Raw genomic sequence first — 21394 nt, 5'->3', positions numbered from 1 at the left:
TATCCACAGCGGTAGATTTTGGCTAACTACCTATTCATATTGACGAAAACATTCATTTGGCCTACGTTATCCACAGCTTGTTATTGTGTTAAGGTAACCGTTGCCTAATGGCTTTCTATCCAGCTTCATCATCATCGCCGCGCCAGCTTTCGCTGGATCTTGATCTGGACGATGCGCCGTCTGCCCATTCGGTAGATAGTGGGGTAAAACGGTCGGTTATCTTTCCCAAAAATATTCAAATTTTTAACGTTCCGGAATTTCAGCGTCAGGTCTCGCAGCTTTTTGACCCGTTGAATATTAATATTGAATTTCGGGTGACACGGCATAACCGGCTTGAAATGCGCTGGTCATTTCCGCAAGAAGCCATTCAATATAACCACGCCGATGCGCGCTCTGACTCGCATCAGCAGGCGCGTCTTTCGCCCGAAGAAAATGCGGCTTTTGAAACGTTGGTTTTATCTTTTGCTGGTTCGAGCCATTAGGCATATATACCCGGCCATTGACGGCTATTGCGCGCCGCTAATCACAAATTTTATAAAATGAAAATCAGTGACTGCTGATGGCCCATCCATATCCGGCCCATCGACCAAAATCCTGACCTCTTGCAATAGCGCCTTGGCCAGCTTGTTGCGTTTGTCGATTGTATCAACATCGCTGAGTTTTTGATCTGATAGTTTAAGATTGATTGCCGATCGGATTTTTGGATTAAAAGTCTCTAACTGCTTCATGACCTTTTCACCGGCAAGCGTATTGCCATAAGTCGCAATCGCGACTTCGGCGGTTAACATGCCCTTACCGCTGGCAAGATTGCTAACAAAGGGCAGGGGAAAGCTGTAATAGCTGTATTTGGAGAAATCAAACGTTCCATCGGGAAGCAATGTTGCATTGTCGGCCACCGCCGTTTCGGTATCTTCACTATTACCAGCTTTATCGGCTTCGGCTTTGGCCTTGGCTTTCTGCATGATAGTGTAGATATCGTCTGGAACTGGCTCAGGTGTTGTCAGGGTCAGATAGCCAATTGCAAATAGAGATAAAACCACGCTGACGCCGCCGCCAATCATGAGTGACAAAAACAGCGGGTGCAGTTGGCGCGATGATGACGGTGAATCACTATGGTCGGCCATGCTACCTTATCCGATCAAACGGTTAAAACGGTCAATGATTGTTGGAACCCAGCTTGGCACTGTCAGCGCTGATAGATCGCCTTGAGCTGTCACGAGAAAATAGGCAATGCCGACGACAAGGCCAATCAGGATGGCCATCGCAACCATGACCAAAGGTGATCGCTGGCTTTGGCGCGGTTCGGCATTGGTCTCGTCATTAGTCATGGTTTCGGCTTGATCTTTGGCCCGATTTTTACGGCTTTTGCCGGAATTAGTTTGCAGGCGTGAAATTTCACGGATCTTTTGCAAAAGCGTGTGCAGATCACGCTGATTATCCAATAATTTGGCTTCAAGTCGGGTGATGCGCTCATCCAAGGCAGCAGCATTTGTGGCATGCGCTGATTTGCCATGGGCCGGAATGCCACCAGTGTCATTTGTACCATTGTCAGCGGCAATATTATTGCCTGCAGAGTTTGGCGTCATTGGCGTTAGTGGCGGTTTGGGCGGTGGCGTCACCAATGATGGCGCCGCAAGATCGCTGGCAAGGGCAGATTTTGCAGCCTCAATTTGCGCCTTCAAGCTGGGGTTTGCCATCAATTCATTGCCTTTGTTAATCACGGTTTATACGTCTTTGCCCTATCAGGCGGGCATTATCCAAGATCGTGTTAAGCATTTTTAATGCCAAGCTGGCCCGTCTTGGCTCTAGTAGCTTTTTATGGCCTTTTCGCCAAAGCGGTATCCGATAATGGCGCATTGCCAAACTTCACGGAAATTGGTCATTTCTGAATTGATAATTTTTGTCCATGTATCTTGCCCAAGCCGGTCAAGAAGTCGCCCGCCAATTTTCTGCACAACACGGCGGCATGACCCTGATTGCGTCGGTTTGATGCCGTCATAATCCTGTCCGCATCGGGCGTCACTATTGCCGATGATTTTTGCGCTGCGATCAAGCCAATGAACCGAAATGCCGGTGATTGTCCGGCCCTGACGGTTGCTGATCTGCATTTCCAGATCATAGGACACAAGCGACATGCCGCGATCATCAACACCAAATACCAGTTTGATATCGCACGGCACAATGTCGGCTTTACTATGGCTGCCAGCAACAAGCGGGTCATTGGCTGCTGTAAACATGATGAAAACGCCAGCCATCGCCAACAAAGCAATCATTCTGGTCGCGCTTTGGCATAAGCGCGCCGGATTAAGTGAAAACATGCTGATACCTCACTTTTGTTGTTGGCATGGTATCTGCAAGGGTTGTCTCACAGATTGCAGTTGCTTAAATTTAGCAAAAGATAATGTAATTATCCAGCGCCGGTATTTTACAGGTCGGCCGGTCGCATTGTCAGATTTGAAAAAGGATGGGTAAAATGGCCGAAGATGAGATGAACGAAGCCGATTTAAGCGGTCGTCTTGCCACGGTTCTCGAAGAAATCCGTGATGTCATGGAAAAGCGCAAACAGCGGATTGAAGAATTGCGTCAGGAAATTACCGAGATCGAAAATGATAATGACGATCTGGAAAAGACCATTTCTGAACTGCTGGATAGTTTTGGTTAATCGGCGTCGATAACCGCATGGCCCTGAATAGCAACCGCGCCCAACACTTCAGTCAATTCCGGGTTTGCCGCGATAAAGCTGCGAAGCTTTTCATCAGCAATCGCTTCGGCCGCTTCGTTTGATTCGGCGTCAATTTCGATAAGACCATCAATAATCCATTGAACTTTAACTCGCATTTTTTCCTCCTTTGCCGATGGCTGGCAATGGTTTGAATTTGTATTTGTCAAAAAGGGTCTGGGTTTTCATCTGCAAGTCGACAAGATCTTTGCTGTCGATTTGCGATTCAGCATCGTCGCGCGCGTCGCTTGTCTCGGGTAGATTGATCGCGGCGGCGATTGAATACCAGATATAGGCATTGGCATAATCGGGTTCGGCAAGAATGGTTAAGTGATAATTGGCAAATTGCGGAATCGCGTTTAGGTCATTGGCGTCAATGCGCGCTTGTAACGCCTCACCAACGCGGCTCCGCACCTCGTCCGCTACTTTTGGCGGCAGCAAATCTACAATATCATTTGCCAGATCTTCGGCATCTTCAATACCGCCAAGCTGGGCCTGCCATGACCAGAACAGCGCTTCAACATAATTGCGCGGGCGGCCCTTGCCGGCATTCAGCAAAACCGCAAGATTATGCTGCGCGTCATGGCGTGGCATTTTGGCCTGAGCCTCAAACAAGGTTATGGCATGGGCATAATTTTTGTCTTTGACCGCCCTTACGGCTTCTTTGAAAGCCTTGTTTTCCATCTGGGTTTGTGGGTCGCTGGCGTTGGCAGGCATGCCCAAAAGACAAGCAGAAACTAAAAAAAGACTGGAAAGGATGGGTTTGATTGGGGTGGAGCGAACCATCACCGCCCTGCCATCATCACCAACTGTAGATACAGAACGCGTGCTTTGAATTTTGAATTTGGTCGTTGTTCATAAACAACAATCCGCGGGCGATCAGCGTTCTGGCGCTGGAACTCAATCAACATATTTTCAGGCAGGAACACACCGTGGCTTTCAAGCGTGCCGCATGGATCGTTATCGAACGCGGTCCGGAAATCAGCATCAATCCAAGTGCGGGCAAGCGCCTTGCCAAGAATGTCGGGTAAAAATTCACGAACATCTTCACGATCGGTGAAATGTCGTTCGCCATCATAGAGCGAAAATGATTGCTTGCTCGTTTTGACGGGGCGGGTCGCGGGCAATTGCTTTGCCACGGGAACCAGCGATCTGTTTTGCTGCTTTGCCATTTTCTGCCTTCGCTTCACAATCCTATAATATGCTGCATTAGCAACGGCTAAACAAGTTGAATTTTAAGCTTGGCGATTTGCTCAGAGGTGGCTGGCCTGCTGGCTTGCAAAAATGAAGCAAACTTGGCGATGATGCGGGCTTTGGCACAAAATTTGCTAATTAAATCGCGAAGCACACTACGTTAGGTTCAATGATTATGATTTCAGTAATTCGCAGCGGTATGTCGGCAGCCTTGAGTGACCTTGACGTTACGTCAAACAATATCGCCAATGCTGCAACCACTGGCTATAAAAAGCGCGAAGCCAGCTTTACCGATGTTTATGCTGATACGGTTGCCATCAGCGTTGGCAAACGGGTAGGGTCTGGTGTTCGGACACCAGAAATACGATTTAATGGCTCGCAGGGAAATTTGAAGCAAACAGGATCTGTTCTTGATCTAGCGATTGAAGGGCAGGGCATGTTTGCGCTTCGTGATGAAAACAATCCAGGTGAGTTAATCTATACTCGCGACGGCGCTTTCGCGATTGACCTAGATGGAGAAATCAGCACCACTGAAGGGTATAAAGTTCTTTCGTCAAATGGAAACCCAATTACCGTGCCAATGCGCGCAGCGGCGGCGATTGATGCCAATGGTGTCGAGGCGCTTGCTGATCTTCCGCTAACAGGCGTTTCTGTTCGGTCGGATGGGGCAGTTGAAGCAACCTACGGGGGCAATCGAATTTTTGTAGTTGCAAAGGTTGGTCTTGCTGGCTTTGCCGACGCGAACCGGCTCACCGCAATTGGCAACAACTTATTCCGTCAAAATGCGCGGTCAGGTGCTGGCGTTGTCGGCGAAGCGATTACAGATGGGCGGGGCAAAATTCACTCTGGCGCTCTGGAAATGTCAAATATTGATATGACAAGCGAATTGACCAAATTGATTCGCGCACAACAGACCTTTTCCGGAACATCACGCCTGCTTCAATCCGAAACCGAAATGGTGCGGAAATTCCTATAATTGACTATCAGTCATTTATTTAAGTGGAAATGTCCAAGCTAGATTTGTGATGGCGGCATCAATCGGCGGATCGATGAATAAAATCCCGTCATAATCAACCGTTAGCGGTTTGTCTAAAGTCGCCAATAGATTGATTGGGCGTGGTCCCGACTGGCGCAGCTTTTGCGCCAACTCATCAAATGAGCTTGGCGACAGCGCTATGGTTGCCTGCATAACTGCACGATCAGCCGGAATGTGCAGCGTGCCAGCAAATGCTGGCGCAGCTTTCCGGTCGGGGTGGATGACCATTTTACATGACCCACGGGCAATCGATAGCAACGATAATGATAGATGCAGCTGTTCTTGAAAGGGATTATGCTGCAGTTGATGTTCGGCAAGCTGCAGTGACATCTGAATTTCGGTGATTTTGTTAAATTCAGATTTGGCCATGATCAATCAATATGCTGTGATTTAGAAATGTAGGAACGCAGATTGGCAATCGCTGATTTTTTGATCTGCGAGACGCGGCCAGTTGAAACCTCCAGCACAGCAGCGATCTCAAATACGTTCAATTCTTCGACATAATAGAGTTGGACGACCAAGGCTTCTTTTTCGGTAAGTTCATGGAGCGCTAATTTCAGCAATCCTTGGAGTTGACGCTGGTTCAGCTTTTCTTCAGGCGAATCTTCATCTGAGGCATACCAGATCGAATATTGGTCATAAACGCTATCAAGCGAGTCATGTGCATTTGCCTGAAACGCATGTTCCCATTCTTGAAGCTCGGTTTCAGACATGTTCATGGCAACGCTAAGTTCGGAAACCGTTGGCTGGCGCATCAAGTTGCTTTGAAGCTGGGTTTGCGCCTTATTATAGCGCTTTTTCATCTGAATCGTTGTGCGGCAAAGATTTGAGCTTTTGCGCAGATAATCGATGATTGCGCCCTTAATGCGGATGCTGGCATAGGTGCCAAAGGTGGCGCCTTCTTTGCGCGTATATTGCTGGGCGGCGTTGACTAGACCGGTAAAACCAACCTGCATGATATCTTCGATTTCAGTTGTGTGGCGTGTGCGGCCGTGAATTTGCCAAGCGATTTTCCGGACCAAATCACTATGTGTCTTGATCAACTCATCAACATCTATCTTCTGATTGGCATAATGATCACGCGCTGCCTTGCTCATTCACTCATCCCGTCAAAAAATTTCACCGCATCATGTGCGCTTTTTGGGGTCTTCATCAAATGCCTCGCAAGTGACTCATAGTTTTCCGCCAGCGAAGATTTTGGCTGGCTGACACTGATCGGCTTGCGCTTGATAATTGACTGCCGGACAGCTGTTGATTGTGGTATCATACCGGCGTAATGCAATTTTACGTCCAAAAACCGCATTGCAATGTCCCGAAATTTTTTAAAATTGGCTTCGGCTGTTTTTGAGTTCTCGGCCATGTTTACCATTATTGAAAATTCGCTGATGTTTTTTTCAAGATGTGCGGCCTTTAATAGCGCATAGGCATCTAAAAAGCTTGTCGGTTCGGCGACCAAAACAACCAACGCGATATCGGCAGCATTGACAAAAAACAATGTGCTGTCAGATGCGCCAGCCGGACAATCAACGATAAGATAGTCAATGTCTGATTGCAGGCCAGATATGCCGGACAACATGCGATAGCGCGCCTGATTATCAAGATTAAGCAATTCAATCAGTCCGGAACCACCAGAAATGAAATTCAGCCCAAGCGGAGCTGGCGTCATGGTTTCAGCCATGCTGGCTTTGCCCGCCAAAAAATCAGCGGTTGTGGTTTTGGGATTGACACCAAGCAGAACATGGGCATTGGCAAGGCCGAAATCGGCATCAAAAAGAACGACACGTTTGCCAAGACGACACAGGGTAGTTGCCAGATTGACCGCCGTGTTGGTCTTTCCAACACCGCCTTTACCGCTGGTGACTGCAATGGATGTTGCCATAATATTTACTCTAAACCCGTACCCGTTGGCATGATTGCTTCGTGATTACTGAAATTCTCTTTAAGATACTGCAATAAGATGTTTTCCGAAGCAAATATTGCCGCGCCGATCACCGATTTGGTTCCTGAAAGGATACTGATAAGCGCACCTTGTTCAACATAGGCCGAAAATTCATTCGCTGTTGTTTCACATTCATCAAGCTTGGTCAGCGCAATCATTGGTGCCAGATCGGTAAAACGCTGCATCGTCAATTCAATCATCGCACGGCTTGTACTGCCCGGAATGGTGGCAATAATGCCAGTATCCTTAGTACCAACATGCGCTTTGATTGCGGCAATTTTTTGGCTGGCCTCATCCGGCATCGCGGTAACATCAACGACCATGATATCATAATCGGTCATTTTGTTGAAATCGGCGACTGGAGTTTCCAAGGAAAGCGTGCAAACTGGTATATTCAGCAATCGGCTAAAACCCTGCAACGACTGGTTGTTTGATGCGTTCTGCCCATGCAGGGTGGCCGCAATAATTTCCTTTTTCGGATGCGCCTCGCGAAGCATTGCAGTTAATTTTGCCACCATGGTTGTGCGGCCAGTACCGGTGGCACCAACAACGAAAATCAACCTTTTCGTTAATAATGTTTCGGCATGGGGATGGGCGAGTCTTTGTGCCATACCGCCAAGAAAGGCATCACATCCATCAGCATAGGTCATGCCAGCATAACGCGCTTTTAGAAGGTCTAGCGATGCGGCGGAAAATCCGGCGCGTTGCAATTCCAATCTTGTGCTTGCCGAAAGGCGTGGATTAACCCCATCAAGGTCGGTGAGTATCAGGCCTGACAGCATGTTTCGCATCTGCGTGATATCGTGACGAAGCCCAGCGATATCGGCAGCGCCTAAGGCAGTGGCTGGCATTTGCCCAGACGTGCCGGCTTTTGCCGTTACCGAGGGCTTTGCCAGTATTTGACCTTTGAAAATATCGCTAAATCCGGCTTCAACAGACGGTGCCATGGCTGGTTTCGTGGTTTCGGTTGTTGCTTCCATAACAATGCGACCATTGCGCTTACTGGTCGAGATGATCATCGCATCAGGGCCAAGCTTTTCCCAGATTTCATCCATTGCGGTTGCCGAATCTGCGGCTTTTACGGTTATCGTTGGCATTGTTCACCCTCCTTTTTGGATGACGGCAAAAGCGCCGGATCTTATTTATCTTCGATTTTATTCTCGGCATCACCGCTGATGGTGGCGATGACATTGATTTTTCGGCTGTCAGGCAACTCGGTGAAGCCAAGGACCGCCAGATCGTCAATATGCTGACGCATGATTGTTGATAATTGGCGACGGATTTGCGGCGAGACCACAAGTACGGCTTGGCGGCCATCGGCTGATGTTTTTTCACTGGCCTGTGCAATCGATTTGATCAATCGCTCGGCGAGACCGCTATCAAGAAGCAACCCGCCATCATTGCTTTGGCGCGACATTGAAATCAGCATATGTTCCAGTTCAGAACTCAGCGTAATCACGGGCAGGGGCTGGTTCAGCGGAGCAATTTGCTGGATTAAAAGACCGGCAAGGCCCGGGCGCAAAGCTTCGGCAGATTCGATAATGCCAAGATTACGGCCAGCCAGATTGGCGAGCGTTTCCAGAATTTTGCGAAGATCGCTAATGGGCACACGCTCGGCCAGAAGCTCGCTTAAGATTCCTGTCAACGCATGAAGCGGTACCAGTTTGGGAACGACTGACTCAACAAGGCTTGGCGATGTGTGCGCCAGATTATCAAGAAGCACTTTGACATCATCTTGGCCAATTAATTCATGTGCAAATTTATACATGATTTGTGAAATATGTGTTGCCAGCACGGACTCAGGCTCGACAACGACATAGCCGTTGCTCTCAGCTTCGGCTTCTTTGTGACGGTCAATCCAGATGGCATCCATGCCAAATGTTGGGTCTTTCACCTCGATACCGGCAATCTTAACACTTGTTGAGTCGCCCGGAATAGCCAGTTTCAGATCAGGGTAAACCTGATCTTCGCCAACAATCGTTTGGCCAATTCGAATGCGGTATTCATTCGCTTTTAAGGCCATATCATCACGAACGCGCACCGGTGGAATGACAAAGCCAAGCGCTTTGGAGACCTGTTTGCGGATACCAGTAATCCGGTTCACAAGTGGCCCGCCAGTGGCCTCATCAACCATGCCAATCAAGCCATAGCCAAGCTGCACTGATACGGCCGAATTATCGGTAACATCAGTCAAATTGATCTGGTCAGGCGTCTCCTTGCCATCCTCGTCAAGCAGCGCTTCGGTGGTGGAATTTTGTTGTCCATCTAGCTCGCTTTCACCGTGTTCTCTTTTTCGCATCAAAAATCCGGCGAGGCCAGCAATCGCAGCCGCAGCTAAAAACATAAAATTTGGCATACCCGGCACAAAACCGATCAGTAGTAATACAGCTGAAACTGGTATCCAGGCGCGTGACAGGCTGACTTGTTTGCCGATATGTGCTGCCATATCTTCGGTTGTTGAAACGCGGGTTACGATAATGGCTGTCGCAATCGCCAGCATTAGCGATGGAATTTGCGCGACAAGCCCATCACCGATTGACAATAGAATATAGGACTCGGTTGCGCTGGAAAATGACATGCCATGTTGAGCAATGCCGATGATCAGGCCGCCAATGATATTGATTGCAAGAATCAAAATACCGGCAATGGCATCACCTTTTACAAATTTTGATGCACCATCCATTGCGCCATAAAATTCAGACTCTTTAGCAATATCTTCACGGCGGAGCTTGGCCTCTTCATTGGATAGAACGCCAGCGTTCAAATCAGCGTCAATCGCCATTTGCTTTCCGGGCATCGCATCGAGGGTAAAACGCGCTGTCACTTCGGATACACGGCCAGCACCTTTGGTGATTACGACCAGATTGATAATCACAAGAATAATAAATACGAAAATACCAACAGCGTAATTGCCAGCAATTACAAAGGCACCAAATGCCTCGATAACCTGACCTGCAGCCGATGTCCCCTCATGGCCATTACCAAGAATGATCCGCGTTGAAGCCACGTTCAGGCCAAGACGAAGAACTGTGGCAATCAATAACAAGGTCGGAAAGCTGGAGAAATCGAGCGGGCGATAGGTGTGCATAGCCACCATCAGCACCAGAAGTGAAACCAGAATATTGGTTATAAAGAAGGTATCAAGAAGGAAAGCGGGAAGGGGCAGAACCATCATGGCCACCAGAACCAAAATACCAACCGGCATTACCAGCGTTGACAAAAAGCCAGCCGCATTACCAAACCCAAATCTTGTTAGCGTCATATTCATGACATCTGCCCTGTCTTATGGGTAAATCGGCTCAACAAATTGACAGCATGTTTTGTGAACATTGTATATTTCAACTGCTAACCCTCTGATTAAAAACGCGTTCTCTGTCCTTTACCTAGATGCCGCTGTGGCGGCCAGGTGCGACCTATGGATGATAAAGGCAAAATCCATGCCAATAAGGTGATTTGCCAAAAGGTTGAGCAGCGAGTGGATTTGCTTACTTGGTCTTTATAATGGGCCTTTGTCTTTTGGTTTTGGTGGCATTTTAGTATGAGGCGGAAGCAAACTGGTTGGCATAAAAAATGCATACTTGGACTAGGTACCAAAATTTATGACGAAACGGAGCTCAAAATGCGCAAGATTTTCAAGACAGTCATGGTCTGCAGCCTTGGCATCGGTTTATTGACAGCGTGCCAACACAGTGGCACATCCAACCTTGGTATGGGTGGCACGACAAAAATGGCAGCAGTCGAAGCCTCACAGACCCAGACAATTGTAAATTTTAAAGACGTTCTTGATGCTAGTTCGGAAAACATTCCAACTTTGACGGCTGTTGGTTATGCAGTGACATCATCGCAGCCTGGTCGTGGTGAGGCTCAAAAACGTTTGATGGCGATCCGCTCTGCCCGCATGGCAGCAATGCGCGATTTGGCCGAACAGATCCACGGTTTGCAGGTAGACTCAAGCACAACCGTAATCGACCTTGTCGTGCAGAATGATACGTTTCGCGGTGTTGTGAACGGCACCATTCGTGGGGCGCGCACGGTTCGCATCAACCCAACCGGCACGGACACATACGAGGTTGTTCTGGAAATCGATCGTGAAACCATTGGTTATCTTTTGACAACGGCGCGCAAGACTGTTTAACGATGCCTAGTCGTTTCATCACATGGCTTTTTGCCACCATCTTTGCTCTGTTAACTGGCACGCATGCGCTTGCAGGTGATGGTTTGCGCATGGTGACAGCAACCGGACGCGCGGTGATCAACGATCAGGCAGCCCAGCATGAGGCAAAAAATATTGCGCTTGAAGATGCGCTATATCTTGCAGCCTTGCGAGGTGGTGCCAAGATCAACGGGTTTTCTTCCGTACAAGCCGATACCAGTCTTGATGATCATTTCGTTGTGCGCCCGTCAAGTGAAATTCTTGATTATCGCATTATAAATGAGGTTAAGGATGACCTTCATTATGAAGTGACCGTCGAAGCCGCTGTTGGCAAGATTGCCGAACCAGCATGCCATGATCGTCCGGTTGCCCATTTAACAATGTTTGCGCCGACAATGTCGATGGCTCGGTCGGTTCCGGGCTGGTTGTCAACAATGCCATCAATGATGATGGTTGATCTTTATCGGCAGCTAGAAAATACCGCCAATCTGACATTATATAATGAGGCGGCGACGGTTCTTGATCCGGTAAAGATAAAACGCGATGCACGGTATGACTATAACGCGCTAGTTAATGGTAAAGCCTCGATCCGTGATGGTGATTTTGCTTTTGCGACGAACATCACCTTAGAAAGTTTCACTACTGATTTTAAAGTTGGCCAGAGCCAGCATTTGCGCGCCATCGTCACAACCAGCCTCTATGCTGGCAGCCAGCTAAAACCGCTTGGCGAGGTTCATGACGAAATCAAGCTGAAACTTGGTGAGCGTTCACCAAGCCTGATAATCAGCAAATTAAGCACAACCAAACGTGATGAAGTAAAAGCCGCTTTGCTGAATGGGCTTCAAAGCCATGCCAAGGCGATTGCGACAGCCACTTTATGTCTGCCACTTAAGGCTGAAATCAAACTAGAGAATAACAAGCTGCGTGTTGCCCTTGGGATGCGGCAGGGCATTCAGGTCAACCGTCTGGCGATGGTTTCGGGCGTTGGCAGTAAATGGTCGGTTTTGCGGGTAATCGACGCTGGTGATGGATATTCGTTTCTTGAGCCGCTTAGCCGCCAACGCAAGCCTGCTGATTTGAACGGCAAGCTTGCGACGTTTTTGGAGATGAATTAATGCGCTATTTGATGTTTGTAATTCCTTGCCTTTTCACCATTGCTATGAACACAGCCATTGCCGAGCCAATTGTCGTGCTGACCTATGGGGCGCGTGACAATGGCGGTGTTGAAAACGCCGCAAGCTCACATCCGTTTCGCGTGGATCCGGATTATTCGGAAACGCATGAAGTAGCGCCAAACGAAACCCTCGGCCATATCATGAATGATTATTACGGCGGCAGTGGCATGAATATGAAATTTGTGGAAATGGCAATTGTTCAGGTGAATCGACATGCCTTTGTGCGGGGCAACCCAAATTTCCTCTATGCAAAAAAAACCATCCGCCTGCCATCTTTGAACCAGATCAAGGCCTTGGTAACTGGCGAAAAGCCTGAAAACAGCCCCTCACAAAGTGGTAGCGGACGGACAAATGAAATCTATTTTTTTGGTGGGTAAAGCAGTCAGTATTTTTGGACTTTATGCAGGCTTGTGCCTTGCCAGCAATTTGGCGATGTCAAGCCAAACCTTATCAGGCGCAATGATCAAAGCCGAAATTCAATCATCCTTGGCTTTGCTTGGTATCGTCGCCGACCCAGCGATTAACCAGGATCGACAATTCCTGCCTTGTGCCGCTGATTTGACAGTTGAGCCAATGTTTGGGGGTTATAAGACGGTTCGCGTCTCTTGCAGTGATAAAAATGGGTTTTCGATTGCAGTTCGAACGCAAATTCAATCCCAAAGCTCGATTTCTATTCCGGACGGTGATGTCAAAACCGCATCGCAGCTATCAAATAATAGTGCAAAAATTGTTAAGCTTTCTCGCAGCTTGCAGCGTGGCGAAGTTATCACCCTTGATGATCTGGTGCTGGTATCAAGGCCTGATCATCGGCTTGTTGGGTATTTTGAGGAGCTGGATCATGTTATTGGCCGGAAGACAAATCGGCCATTGAGCGTTAATCAGGCCTTACGAAACCGACATCTTGAGATGGATTGGGCGGTTGAAAAAGACCAGACGGTTACAATCGAAACGCAGATTGGCGGCGTTACAGTTGCTAGTTCTGGCCTTGCATTGGATAATGCCCAAATGGGTGATTTATTGAAGGTTTTGAACCAATCGAGTAAGGTGATTGTTGAAGGCCGCGTGGTGTCAGAAAAAAAAGTGAAAATAATTACTAAATAAATTCGTTTTTGTGTCGTAACCGGTATATCGGAGGTCAACTAAAATGGTTGGTATTGTAAAAAACATTGTTAGCTCTGTCGAACCACGGAAGTCCGATGTTGCGGACCAGGTGTCAAGAAAGGCGACCAAAGCTTCCTCTGCCGCAGCTGCAAATGCTGGCGACAGTGTTAAGCTGGGGTCTGCCGATGTCTCATCAGCGGTCAAACAGATGGCATCATCAGCGCCAATCGATGAGGTCAATGTAAATCGGATCAAAGAAGCCATCAAACGTGGAGAGTATCCAATTGAAATTGATCGTATTACAGAAGCATTGATGGACGCGTATAGGGAGTTAAAGACCTAGGATCTGTCGAGGTTGCTGTGATGGGGTCTTTACTAACGACAGAAGACATTATATTGCGTGTCGAGCAAATGCTTGACGCGCTCTTTGTGCCGAAATTATCTGCAAAGGAATTTGCGAATGGTTGTGCGTTGCTTGAAGAATTTTTGACAACGCATGGCGACAGCTTATCCCAAACTGGAACATTGGATGATGCAGTGCATAGCCGTGTTATGGCAGTGATTGCGCGCCTTGATCAATTGCAAAAACGTGCTGCCGTCAAAGCGGCGATGCCTGGTGAGTTGCAAAAATATATTGCTGATAACGACGATTAACCGGCATAGTAGAGATACAATGTTAATTACCGGTTTCTTCTAAAGGTTTTATTAGATGGCAGATATGGCCAGTTTTTTCCAAAATCCATTTATCATTGTGGTTCTGACAGCTTTGGCTGTGGTACTTTTGCTCGTTGGATTTGTGGCTACTAAAATTTTGGCTAACCAACGGCTTGCTGATCGTCGTGTAGCGACAGTTACTGATAATCTGGCGCAAATTGGGGATACAGTTATCCGGCTTCATCTTAGCCTTGAGACAATTGGCGAACGGCTTTGTGATATTGAGAAAAAGACTATCGGCTTAGCTGAAGGCTTCGATCAAAGCCGACAAGAGCTTGCCGATCTCGCGCAAAACTTTAGTGGTGATAGGCAAATGAGCCGCGCAATAGAATTGGCGCGAAACGGGGCGGCGGCAAATGAACTGACGTTAGCGACAGGTATTGACCAAGATGAAGCAGAAGCCATTGTCAAATTTCATGGACCTGGTAAATCCTAGTTGCTTCACTCAACTTCCAGTTCCAACAATTTTTTACATTGTGAAAATACTGCGCTTGCACGCAAGGTGAGCATATCGGTTCCCGCGAACGATCCTTACGCTGCCATCATCGCGATCCAACTTTAGCGTCATGCGGCTAGCTTCAATTTCAATATGATCGTCATTGATCGCTTTGATGATGGCTGTTCTATCTTTGTCATAGCCAATAATTTTAACTTCACCACCAATATCCGTGTCATTCACAATGATTGAATCAAGATCAAAACTGACACTTTTACAAACATATTTTTCGTGCCGAAACCGTTCCGCCGGACAGGCGGCAAGGCCAAAGGCAATGGCAAACCAGATTACGGTTTTGCCAACACGATAAATCATGTTTTGTCATCCGTACTATCTGATAATTCATTATCAGGTGAAACTGACTGCTCGGCGTTGGCAATTGTGTCATCTTCACTTGCAACCCCATCCGCGGCGGCCACCGCTGGTTGTTCGTCATTTTCTGCTTCAACGGTTTGTTCGTCTGTCATGACAGCTGACGTATTTTCATTGGTTTCTGCACTATCGCTATCATTCGCTTCACTGTTGCTGTTTGCATCTTCGGCATGATCTACCACCGCTGCGTTTGAGTCATCGTTGTCTTGATTGTCAAAATCACCTTCATCAAAGTCGATGCTATCCCCATTTTCATCAACTCGAACGGCTTTTCCTGACCCGATCAGCTTTTCAGCATCTTCAGGTTTGGCATCAATAATAGCACCTGAAAGGAACCGAACCCCTTGAATTTCGCCTGGCGAAGTCATTTTCAACCGTGCCCAGCCATCTTCAGTTTTGGCAACATTATTCTCATTGCTATCTACGGCATGCATATTTGCGCCGCCAAGATCAAGCTCGCCAACATTGATTTCTGAAATATTGGTCAGTGACGGGTCACGGTTAAAATCTTGAAGATTGGCGATGCGCGTGCGAAGCAAAAAGATGCGCGCGGCCAAAATGCCAAGACGCCGCAGTTCATTTTTCTCAGCGACAAGAGCTGTATTCATAAAATGGTTCATCTCATCTAGCGGCTCGCCCGTGAATTTTTCAATTAGCGCGTTGCGCACTCTAATTGTTTCAGGTGCCAGTGAAATTGATGAACCTGGGCCGCCACCATTTTGGAGGGAAACTTTGCTCATTTTTTTCTCCATGTCTGTTTTGGCATCCTATTTGCAAAATTTACACCAAATCGCAGTGCCATGACCACTTATTTAGTAAACAGCCTAGGACTGATTTCGTAGAGAAATGAACAAGATCGGATCATATTTGAATTTTCATGCTCAGGCGCTTGAACTGCGTTCGCGCCGCAATGAAATTCTGGCATCGAACATAGCCAACGCCGCCACACCTAGCTTTAAAGCTCGTGATCTTGATTTTGATTCGGAAATAAAACGGCATGTTGGTATTGGCCCCCTACAGACAACAAATGAAGAGCACTTTCCGACGATGGTTCCGGCGATAGGTAATAAGATGCTGTTTCGTGAGCCAATTAATCCGTCACTTGATGGCAATACAGTTGAGTTAAGTGTTGAGCAGATGGAATTTTCGGAAAACGTCACCCGTTACCAGACGACTCTAACCTTTCTCAATAATAGAATTTCCGGATTGATGTCGGCGATTAAGGGCGAATGATGAGCGAAATTAAAAATATTTTTGATATTTCAGGTCGGGCGATGGCGTCGCAGCTTGTTCGATTGAATACGGTTGCCAGTAACCTCGCCAATGCAGGCACGATTGCTAGCACTAAAGAAGAGGCGTTTCGCGCGTTGAAGCCAGTGTTTCAAACAACCTATGCCGATCAATTGAAATATTCGGGTGTTTCAACGGTTGATGTTGTGACGGTTGCTGAAGTTAAGAGGGCTCCAGAAAAGGCATTTATGCCGCATCACCCAAGTGCTGATGCCGAAGGTTTTGTCTATCGCGCAGCGGTCGATGAGAATGAGGAAATGGTAGAGATGGTCGAGGCAAGTCGCCAATACCAAAACAATGTTGAAGTCATTTCAACAATACGCGCACTGATGATGCGCACAATCAATATGGGTAAGTAAGGTTCAGCCAGGAGACCTGAGAATGAGTACAATCGATAACAATAATTCATTGAATTCCATTTTGGACAAGCTGGGTATCCAGCAGAAAACTGCTGATTCTGGCCCAAAGGATGCGCTTGGACAGGCTGAATTTTTGAAGCTGATGACAACACAACTTCAAAATCAGGATCCATTTAAACCGACTGATAATACCGAGATGATTGCACAGATGGCACAATTCTCGACCGTAACGGGCATAACCGAGATGAATGAGTCATTGAAGGGCCTGACCGACCTTTACTCTGGCCAGCTATCAGAATTCCGCATTTCAACTGCGGCAAACATGCTCGGCCATTCGGTTCTTGTTCCAGGTGGTGATGCCTATGCATCGCCTGAAGGCAGTATTTCGGGTGCGATTGATATTCCAACATACTCAAATAGTACAAATATCGTTTACCGGTCTGAAGCTGGGGAAATTCTGCACACAGAAGATCTTGGCCCACAGCCAGCCGGACTTGTTGGTTTCGCATGGGATGAGATTCCTGAGAATATTTTGAATGAAAATACCTTCTTCCGGGTTGAAGCCTATGCCGATACAGGCGAGGGCCTGCAGGCTGTTGGTGCATCAGTGTACAGCGAGGTTCTGGCTGCCTCAACTGGTGATGCGTCGTCGGGTGTCGTCTACGATGTGCGTGGTTACGGTAATGTAAATGCCAGTGATGTTGTTAGATTTAAAAGTAATGACTTCAATCGCTCCGACACTAGAAGCAATCTTTCTGACTTCTTTGCAAGCAAAGACTAACCCATCCAATTAGGCTCACATTGAATAAATAGAGCGCCCAGCAGGAGTTTAATCGAATGTCATTTTATACCGCATTGACAGGTTTGAATGGTTCACAGGCTGATATTTCAGCAACCTCAAACAACATCGCGAACGTCGGAACAACCGGCTTTAAACGAAGCCGCGCAGAATTTGGTGATATTTTTGCAACATCACCCCTGCAGAATGCGTCATCGTCAATTGGTTCGGGTACAATCCTGAAAGGCATTAAGCAGCAGTTTACGCAGGGTAACATTTCGTCATCTCTGAACGCGCTCGATTTGGCGATTTCGGGACAGGGTTTCTTCACCCTTAAACCGTCATTGACCTCAGCGCAGAAGGTTTATACGAGAAACGGTTCCCTAAACGTGAATAACGACCGTTATGTTGTGGACTCTGCCGGTCAGTATTTGCTTGTTTATCCCGTGAACGATGATGGATCGGTAACAGCCAAAGATCTTGATAGCGCTCTGCCATTGCAGTTGCCTGTTACATCCGGTGATCCACAAGCCACAAGTAACATTGAATTGGGCGTGAACGTCCCGGCTGCGGCCGATGTGGTGCCGGCCAGGCCAGAATTTGCCGATGGCTATACGTTTGACCCATCCAACCCAAATACATTCACAAACTCAACATCAATCACGATCTTTGATGATTTGGGTAACCCAACCATTGCGACGATGTATTTCATTAAAACACAGTCGGCGTCCGCGAATGACCCAACCAACAAATATGATACGCGTCTGGTGATTAATGACACAGTTATTGACCCTGATCTTGTGCCGTCGGTTGATGACGCAGGAAACCAAATTTTTATTGATCGGTTTGGAATGCAGACTACCGAGGTGCCTGATGATAACTACTTTCTGGAAGGCAAAGGATCAGCCCTTTATAAAAAGGATGATTTGCAAACATTGGTTGACTCAGAGCCTGCAAAACTGACTGGCGAACAAACTGAATTTGACTTTGGTGAAGAGGGTGACCGTCTAGTTGAAATTGTTACAGACCCAATTCAGTTCAACGCAACCAGAGAGAGTGGTAATGCTGATAGTCGTGTGTATTGGGGGAAAAACTTTCTAACGGTTAATGTCGATAACGGTGACCAGCCAGTCAATATTGATTTACGCCCTGGTAAATATAATGCGACACAGTTGGCGGCAGAAGTTGAGCGTTCGATTAATGAAGCCTATGGCGATGACAGTAAAATTCAAATTGTCCAGAATGTTGATGACACTCTTAGTATCAACTTGTTCAAATTAAATGCTGACGGCTCATCTACAGGTTTGACTACTGCTGTGGCAGTGGACTTGCTGTCTGACAGCTATGTGTCAACAGTCGAAGGGATCACATTGACTGGTGCCTCGCCTGATTTCACCAGGGAACAGTTTCTTGCCCATTCTCAAGCAAAGATCAATGCCGCGTTAAATGATTACGCGGTTGATGCAAGTACTGATGTCGTTGATGGTGCAAGCGCCCTCGGCGTGTCAAATCAACTTTTTGCTCGTTCCGTGGGAACGCAAATGGATGCAATTCTGAACAAAACACAAATTATAAACTTGAAACATTCGACATCAACCGAAGCGACCCCAACCACAGCATCAACCAGCGTAACAGACCGGTATATGGTCTACTCATACCAAGGTGCACGTCCTAATCTAAGCGTTTATGATAATAAAACTCAGGTCAACACAACGGGTAACACCGTGTCCTTTGACGCGACGCAAAATACCATGACAATTAATTTTGCATCTGCACCCGGTAACATCTCAATTAACGAAAAAATTCGAATTGGCGGAGAGTTTGCTGCAGCGGATGACATCCCAGCCTCCCACATCAATGGGCGAGAGTTCACCGTGAGTAACGTTAGTGGCTCAAGTATTACTATTAATACAACAGGTCTATCCTTTCCCGATGATAGCTTTGCCCTAACCGAAACGGATATTTATGTTTTGAGTGATGAATCTGAGTCAGTTGAGGCCTTCTTTGAAGGTGCGGAAAATGTTTATGAGGGTGCAGCCGTTAACTTTAGCAGTGAGAAAATTGTAATTCGTGAAATCGGTGATGCTAATAAGCATGCCTATACAAATTCGCAAATGGCAATGACTGGTACCCATACATATACTGGTTCACTAGTATCAACTACACAGACTGCGGTTGCGTCAACTTCAACAACGTCAGTGGCTGGAAGCGGTGCAACGTTTGATATATCTACTGATGCGTCCGGTGCAATGACAGTCTCGCTGAACTCTCCAGGAACAGGGTATGTGGTGGGCGATACAATTACAGTTGATGGCGCTTCTCTAACTGGTGGAACAACATCTACGGATGATGTCGTGTTTACGGTAGCATCAATCGATGGAATTATCAGTGTTAGCAGTGGTCAATTTACAATTACCGAGGCATCAACAGGTTTAGACTCTCTTGATGTTCTTGGTTTACGAACTGCATCTGCAACTGCAACTAGCGCTATGACCACCACTACTGATTGGGTGGATGAAAAAGCTCCCGCAATCAAACTGAATTATAATGAAAACACCCAGAAGCTAGAATTTACGGTAGACAGAACGGTTCTAGGCACCGGAACAGAGAGTAACTTTAATTCATTTTCAATCTTTGGGTCCTCGACCGCAGAGTCGACCAACAATCTTGGCATTCCAACGCAAGACGATGCGACAACAAGTCTTATTCGTGGCGGTGAAATTTTGACCACTGAGTCATTTGTTGCTGACGGTGAAGAAATCCAGCTTAATGATAAGCGTTATGGTGTGAGTGTTAACTATAACAGTGATACGCAAACATTTACTTTTGCAAGTGGTACAACCGGTGAATTGATTGAAGCTAATGGAGCTCTCGATGTTCCCGGCCAGCAAAAGGCTTCAGGGATTGTGGTGGGTCGTTATTCACTGTCGGAGGCTGATGGATCAGTTATCGATACAACAGATCACTTTAGCGGTGACAACCATTTGATGTCAGTGGGGACTTCTAAAAATGATGTCATTGCAAGCGCTGGAACTGGTTTGGCTTCGACCCCTGCAGTGTCAGTCGGTGACGCAGCTAATGAAGACTTGACTAGCGTTTTCCGCATGACGAACACCAATGGAGAGAATGTTTTTAACGTCTCAGTTAATGGTATCAGCGGTGTTATTGAGATCCCGACTGGTTTTTATGTTGGGTCAACTCTTGCGGAAGCACTTGAAAGCCGGATCAATCAGATTCAAGACCCAGTGACTGGTGATACTGTTGGCGGTGTTACGGTAAAGTATGACTCAACTGCAAACAACTTTACCTTTACGACTGGAACCACGGGAAACACATCAACTGTCAAAGTCAAGGGGGCGGCGCGATTTGGCCTTGATGAAGTTGCGTTGGGTGTTGGTACCGTTCCTCAAATTTACAATCTTGTTCAAGCAACTAATGCTGATGGGGTAGCACTCTATGTTGATGCAACAGGTAATGTTGTGACAACACCCCCTGATAATCTGGTGGAGGGTTATTACCCGCTCTACATCGATGAGGGTGAGTTAACCTTTGACAATGGTGGTCGAATTATCAGTCCAAAAAACCTTGTCCATTATGAGCGGCAGGAAGAAGGCTTTTCAATCGCGCTGGATATTGACTTTGGGCAGTCAACGCAGTTTGCTCAGCCGTTCTCGGTGCTAAATGTTGAACAGGATGGCTTTACCTCTGGTCGACTTGATGGTTTGGAAATTGACGCTTCGGGAACGATCCGTGCCAACTATACCAATGGACAGAATAACCCGCTTGGTAAAATTGTTCTGGCGAACTTTAACAACCAGAACGGTCTAAAGCAGATTGGTAACGCAACTTACGTTGAAACAGCAGTGTCTGGAGCGGCGCAGGTTGGTGAAGCTGGAGCCGAGGGTTACGGCAATATTCTGTCGGGTTCACTTGAGCGCTCAAATGTTGATATTACCGAAGAACTGGTAAATTTGATTACTGCTCAGCGAAACTTTCAGGCATCAGCAAAAGCGATTGAAACAACAACAACGCTAACCACAACCATCATTAACATCCGTTAATGGTCCG

The 21394-nt window shown here is 47.1% G+C and carries 27 protein-coding genes; 14 read left to right on the top strand and 13 right to left on the bottom strand.

Annotated elements, in window-relative coordinates:
- Nucleotides 1-107 precede the first annotated feature (107 nt).
- Nucleotides 108-482, top strand: coding sequence for a hypothetical protein (locus tag ABXT40_RS08420; protein ID WP_443645172.1), 375 nt, complete (start codon nucleotides 108-110; stop codon nucleotides 480-482).
- Nucleotides 483-506: 24 nt separating this feature from the next.
- Here ABXT40_RS08420 and ABXT40_RS08415 read toward each other — a convergent pair whose 3' ends face one another.
- The 3 genes from ABXT40_RS08415 to ABXT40_RS08405 form a co-directional block, all read right to left on the bottom strand.
- On the bottom strand, nucleotides 507-1124 hold the full coding sequence (locus ABXT40_RS08415; RefSeq protein ID WP_443645171.1) for a flagellar basal body-associated FliL family protein: 618 nt from the start codon (nucleotides 1122-1124) through the stop codon (nucleotides 507-509).
- 6 nt (nucleotides 1125-1130) lie between these two features.
- The gene (locus ABXT40_RS08410; RefSeq protein ID WP_443645170.1) at nucleotides 1131-1697 is read right to left on the bottom strand and encodes a hypothetical protein; all 567 of its coding nucleotides are present in this window, start codon (nucleotides 1695-1697) and stop codon (nucleotides 1131-1133) included.
- Nucleotides 1698-1805: 108 nt separating this feature from the next.
- The gene (locus tag ABXT40_RS08405; protein WP_443645169.1) at nucleotides 1806-2273 is read right to left on the bottom strand and encodes a hypothetical protein; all 468 of its coding nucleotides are present in this window, start codon (nucleotides 2271-2273) and stop codon (nucleotides 1806-1808) included.
- Between the two features lie 200 nt (nucleotides 2274-2473).
- On the opposite strand from ABXT40_RS08405, the gene ABXT40_RS08400 reads away from it, so the two are divergent.
- The gene (locus ABXT40_RS08400; RefSeq protein WP_443645168.1) at nucleotides 2474-2662 is read left to right on the top strand and encodes a hypothetical protein; all 189 of its coding nucleotides are present in this window, start codon (nucleotides 2474-2476) and stop codon (nucleotides 2660-2662) included.
- On the opposite strand, the gene ABXT40_RS08395 is transcribed toward ABXT40_RS08400, so the two are convergent.
- The 3 genes from ABXT40_RS08395 to ABXT40_RS08385 form a co-directional block, all read right to left on the bottom strand.
- A complete protein-coding gene (locus tag ABXT40_RS08395) occupies nucleotides 2659-2838 on the bottom strand; it encodes a translation initiation factor IF-2 (protein WP_443645167.1) in 180 nt (59 codons plus the stop codon). The genes ABXT40_RS08400 and ABXT40_RS08395 overlap by 4 nt on opposite strands.
- On the bottom strand, nucleotides 2828-3436 hold the full coding sequence (locus ABXT40_RS08390; protein ID WP_443645166.1) for a hypothetical protein: 609 nt from the start codon (nucleotides 3434-3436) through the stop codon (nucleotides 2828-2830). Before ABXT40_RS08390 ends, ABXT40_RS08395 begins: the two co-directional genes overlap by 11 nt.
- Before the next feature lie 68 nt (nucleotides 3437-3504).
- A complete protein-coding gene (locus ABXT40_RS08385) occupies nucleotides 3505-3891 on the bottom strand; it encodes a hypothetical protein (RefSeq protein ID WP_443645165.1) in 387 nt (128 codons plus the stop codon).
- A gap of 197 nt (nucleotides 3892-4088) precedes the next feature.
- Between ABXT40_RS08385 and ABXT40_RS08380 the strand changes: the two genes are divergently transcribed.
- Nucleotides 4089-4889, top strand: a complete 801-nt coding sequence (locus ABXT40_RS08380; RefSeq protein WP_443645164.1) for a flagellar hook basal-body protein — start codon at nucleotides 4089-4091, stop codon at nucleotides 4887-4889.
- Nucleotides 4890-4904: 15 nt separating this feature from the next.
- Here ABXT40_RS08380 and ABXT40_RS08375 read toward each other — a convergent pair whose 3' ends face one another.
- Genes ABXT40_RS08375 through flhA form a run of 5 tightly spaced genes read right to left on the bottom strand, consistent with a single transcriptional unit; the run spans nucleotide 4905 to nucleotide 10156 of the window.
- Entirely contained in the window at nucleotides 4905-5318 is a 414-nt protein-coding gene (locus ABXT40_RS08375; protein WP_443645163.1) for a hypothetical protein, read from the bottom strand.
- 2 nt (nucleotides 5319-5320) lie between these two features.
- On the bottom strand, nucleotides 5321-6046 hold the full coding sequence (locus ABXT40_RS08370; RefSeq protein ID WP_443645162.1) for a sigma-70 family RNA polymerase sigma factor: 726 nt from the start codon (nucleotides 6044-6046) through the stop codon (nucleotides 5321-5323).
- Nucleotides 6043-6828 carry a MinD/ParA family protein gene (locus ABXT40_RS08365; protein WP_443645161.1) on the bottom strand — a complete coding sequence of 262 codons (786 nt, stop codon included), beginning with the start codon at nucleotides 6826-6828 and terminating at the stop codon, nucleotides 6043-6045. The genes ABXT40_RS08370 and ABXT40_RS08365 overlap by 4 nt, the downstream gene beginning before the upstream one ends.
- Nucleotides 6829-6833: 5 nt before the next feature.
- Nucleotides 6834-7985 carry a hypothetical protein gene (locus tag ABXT40_RS08360; protein ID WP_443645160.1) on the bottom strand — a complete coding sequence of 384 codons (1152 nt, stop codon included), beginning with the start codon at nucleotides 7983-7985 and terminating at the stop codon, nucleotides 6834-6836.
- A gap of 41 nt (nucleotides 7986-8026) precedes the next feature.
- Nucleotides 8027-10156: a flagellar biosynthesis protein FlhA gene (gene flhA, locus ABXT40_RS08355; RefSeq protein ID WP_443645159.1), complete on the bottom strand. Its 2130-nt coding sequence runs from the start codon at nucleotides 10154-10156 to the stop codon at nucleotides 8027-8029.
- 351 nt (nucleotides 10157-10507) lie between these two features.
- Here flhA and ABXT40_RS08350 point away from each other — a divergent pair, with 351 nt between their 5' ends.
- The 7 genes from ABXT40_RS08350 to ABXT40_RS08320 are packed head-to-tail and all read left to right on the top strand — an operon-like array spanning nucleotide 10508 to nucleotide 14467.
- On the top strand, nucleotides 10508-11023 hold the full coding sequence (locus ABXT40_RS08350; protein WP_443645158.1) for an LPP20 family lipoprotein: 516 nt from the start codon (nucleotides 10508-10510) through the stop codon (nucleotides 11021-11023).
- 2 nt (nucleotides 11024-11025) lie between these two features.
- Nucleotides 11026-12156: a flagellar assembly protein T N-terminal domain-containing protein gene (locus ABXT40_RS08345; protein WP_443645157.1), complete on the top strand. Its 1131-nt coding sequence runs from the start codon at nucleotides 11026-11028 to the stop codon at nucleotides 12154-12156.
- Between the two features lie 11 nt (nucleotides 12157-12167).
- The gene (locus tag ABXT40_RS08340) at nucleotides 12168-12593 is read left to right on the top strand and encodes a type IV pilus assembly protein FimV (protein WP_443645156.1); all 426 of its coding nucleotides are present in this window, start codon (nucleotides 12168-12170) and stop codon (nucleotides 12591-12593) included.
- A complete protein-coding gene (gene flgA / locus ABXT40_RS08335; RefSeq protein WP_443645155.1) occupies nucleotides 12568-13317 on the top strand; it encodes a flagellar basal body P-ring formation chaperone FlgA in 750 nt (249 codons plus the stop codon). The genes ABXT40_RS08340 and flgA overlap by 26 nt, the downstream gene beginning before the upstream one ends.
- Nucleotides 13318-13360: 43 nt before the next feature.
- A complete protein-coding gene (gene flgM, locus ABXT40_RS08330) occupies nucleotides 13361-13660 on the top strand; it encodes a flagellar biosynthesis anti-sigma factor FlgM (protein WP_443645154.1) in 300 nt (99 codons plus the stop codon).
- Between the two features lie 20 nt (nucleotides 13661-13680).
- A complete protein-coding gene (locus tag ABXT40_RS08325) occupies nucleotides 13681-13971 on the top strand; it encodes a hypothetical protein (RefSeq protein WP_443645153.1) in 291 nt (96 codons plus the stop codon).
- Nucleotides 13972-14026: 55 nt separating this feature from the next.
- Entirely contained in the window at nucleotides 14027-14467 is a 441-nt protein-coding gene (locus ABXT40_RS08320) for a DUF2802 domain-containing protein (RefSeq protein WP_443645152.1), read from the top strand.
- Between the two features lie 33 nt (nucleotides 14468-14500).
- On the opposite strand, the gene ABXT40_RS08315 is transcribed toward ABXT40_RS08320, so the two are convergent.
- Both ABXT40_RS08315 and ABXT40_RS08310 read right to left on the bottom strand, forming a co-directional pair.
- On the bottom strand, nucleotides 14501-14842 hold the full coding sequence (locus ABXT40_RS08315) for a hypothetical protein (protein ID WP_443645151.1): 342 nt from the start codon (nucleotides 14840-14842) through the stop codon (nucleotides 14501-14503).
- Nucleotides 14839-15639 carry a hypothetical protein gene (locus tag ABXT40_RS08310; protein ID WP_443645150.1) on the bottom strand — a complete coding sequence of 267 codons (801 nt, stop codon included), beginning with the start codon at nucleotides 15637-15639 and terminating at the stop codon, nucleotides 14839-14841. The genes ABXT40_RS08315 and ABXT40_RS08310 overlap by 4 nt, the downstream gene beginning before the upstream one ends.
- Nucleotides 15640-15745: 106 nt before the next feature.
- Between ABXT40_RS08310 and flgB the strand changes: the two genes are divergently transcribed.
- From flgB to ABXT40_RS08290, 4 genes are read left to right on the top strand one after another with little or no spacing between them, the layout of a single operon-like run.
- Nucleotides 15746-16132 carry a flagellar basal body rod protein FlgB gene (gene flgB, locus ABXT40_RS08305; protein WP_443645149.1) on the top strand — a complete coding sequence of 129 codons (387 nt, stop codon included), beginning with the start codon at nucleotides 15746-15748 and terminating at the stop codon, nucleotides 16130-16132.
- A complete protein-coding gene (gene flgC, locus ABXT40_RS08300; protein ID WP_443645148.1) occupies nucleotides 16132-16548 on the top strand; it encodes a flagellar basal body rod protein FlgC in 417 nt (138 codons plus the stop codon). Before flgB ends, flgC begins: the two co-directional genes overlap by 1 nt.
- A gap of 22 nt (nucleotides 16549-16570) precedes the next feature.
- Nucleotides 16571-17329, top strand: coding sequence for a flagellar hook assembly protein FlgD (locus tag ABXT40_RS08295; protein ID WP_443645147.1), 759 nt, complete (start codon nucleotides 16571-16573; stop codon nucleotides 17327-17329).
- A 56-nt stretch (nucleotides 17330-17385) separates the two neighbouring features.
- Nucleotides 17386-21387 carry a flagellar hook-basal body complex protein gene (locus tag ABXT40_RS08290; protein WP_443645146.1) on the top strand — a complete coding sequence of 1334 codons (4002 nt, stop codon included), beginning with the start codon at nucleotides 17386-17388 and terminating at the stop codon, nucleotides 21385-21387.
- Nucleotides 21388-21394 lie beyond the last annotated feature (7 nt).

The organism is Candidatus Ponderosibacter sp. Uisw_141_02, assembly GCF_048087665.1.
Lineage (GTDB): Bacteria > Pseudomonadota > Alphaproteobacteria > Puniceispirillales > Puniceispirillaceae > UBA3439.
The sequence above is the reverse complement of the archived record's forward strand: the minus strand, read 5'-3'. Positions and strand labels throughout refer to the sequence as shown.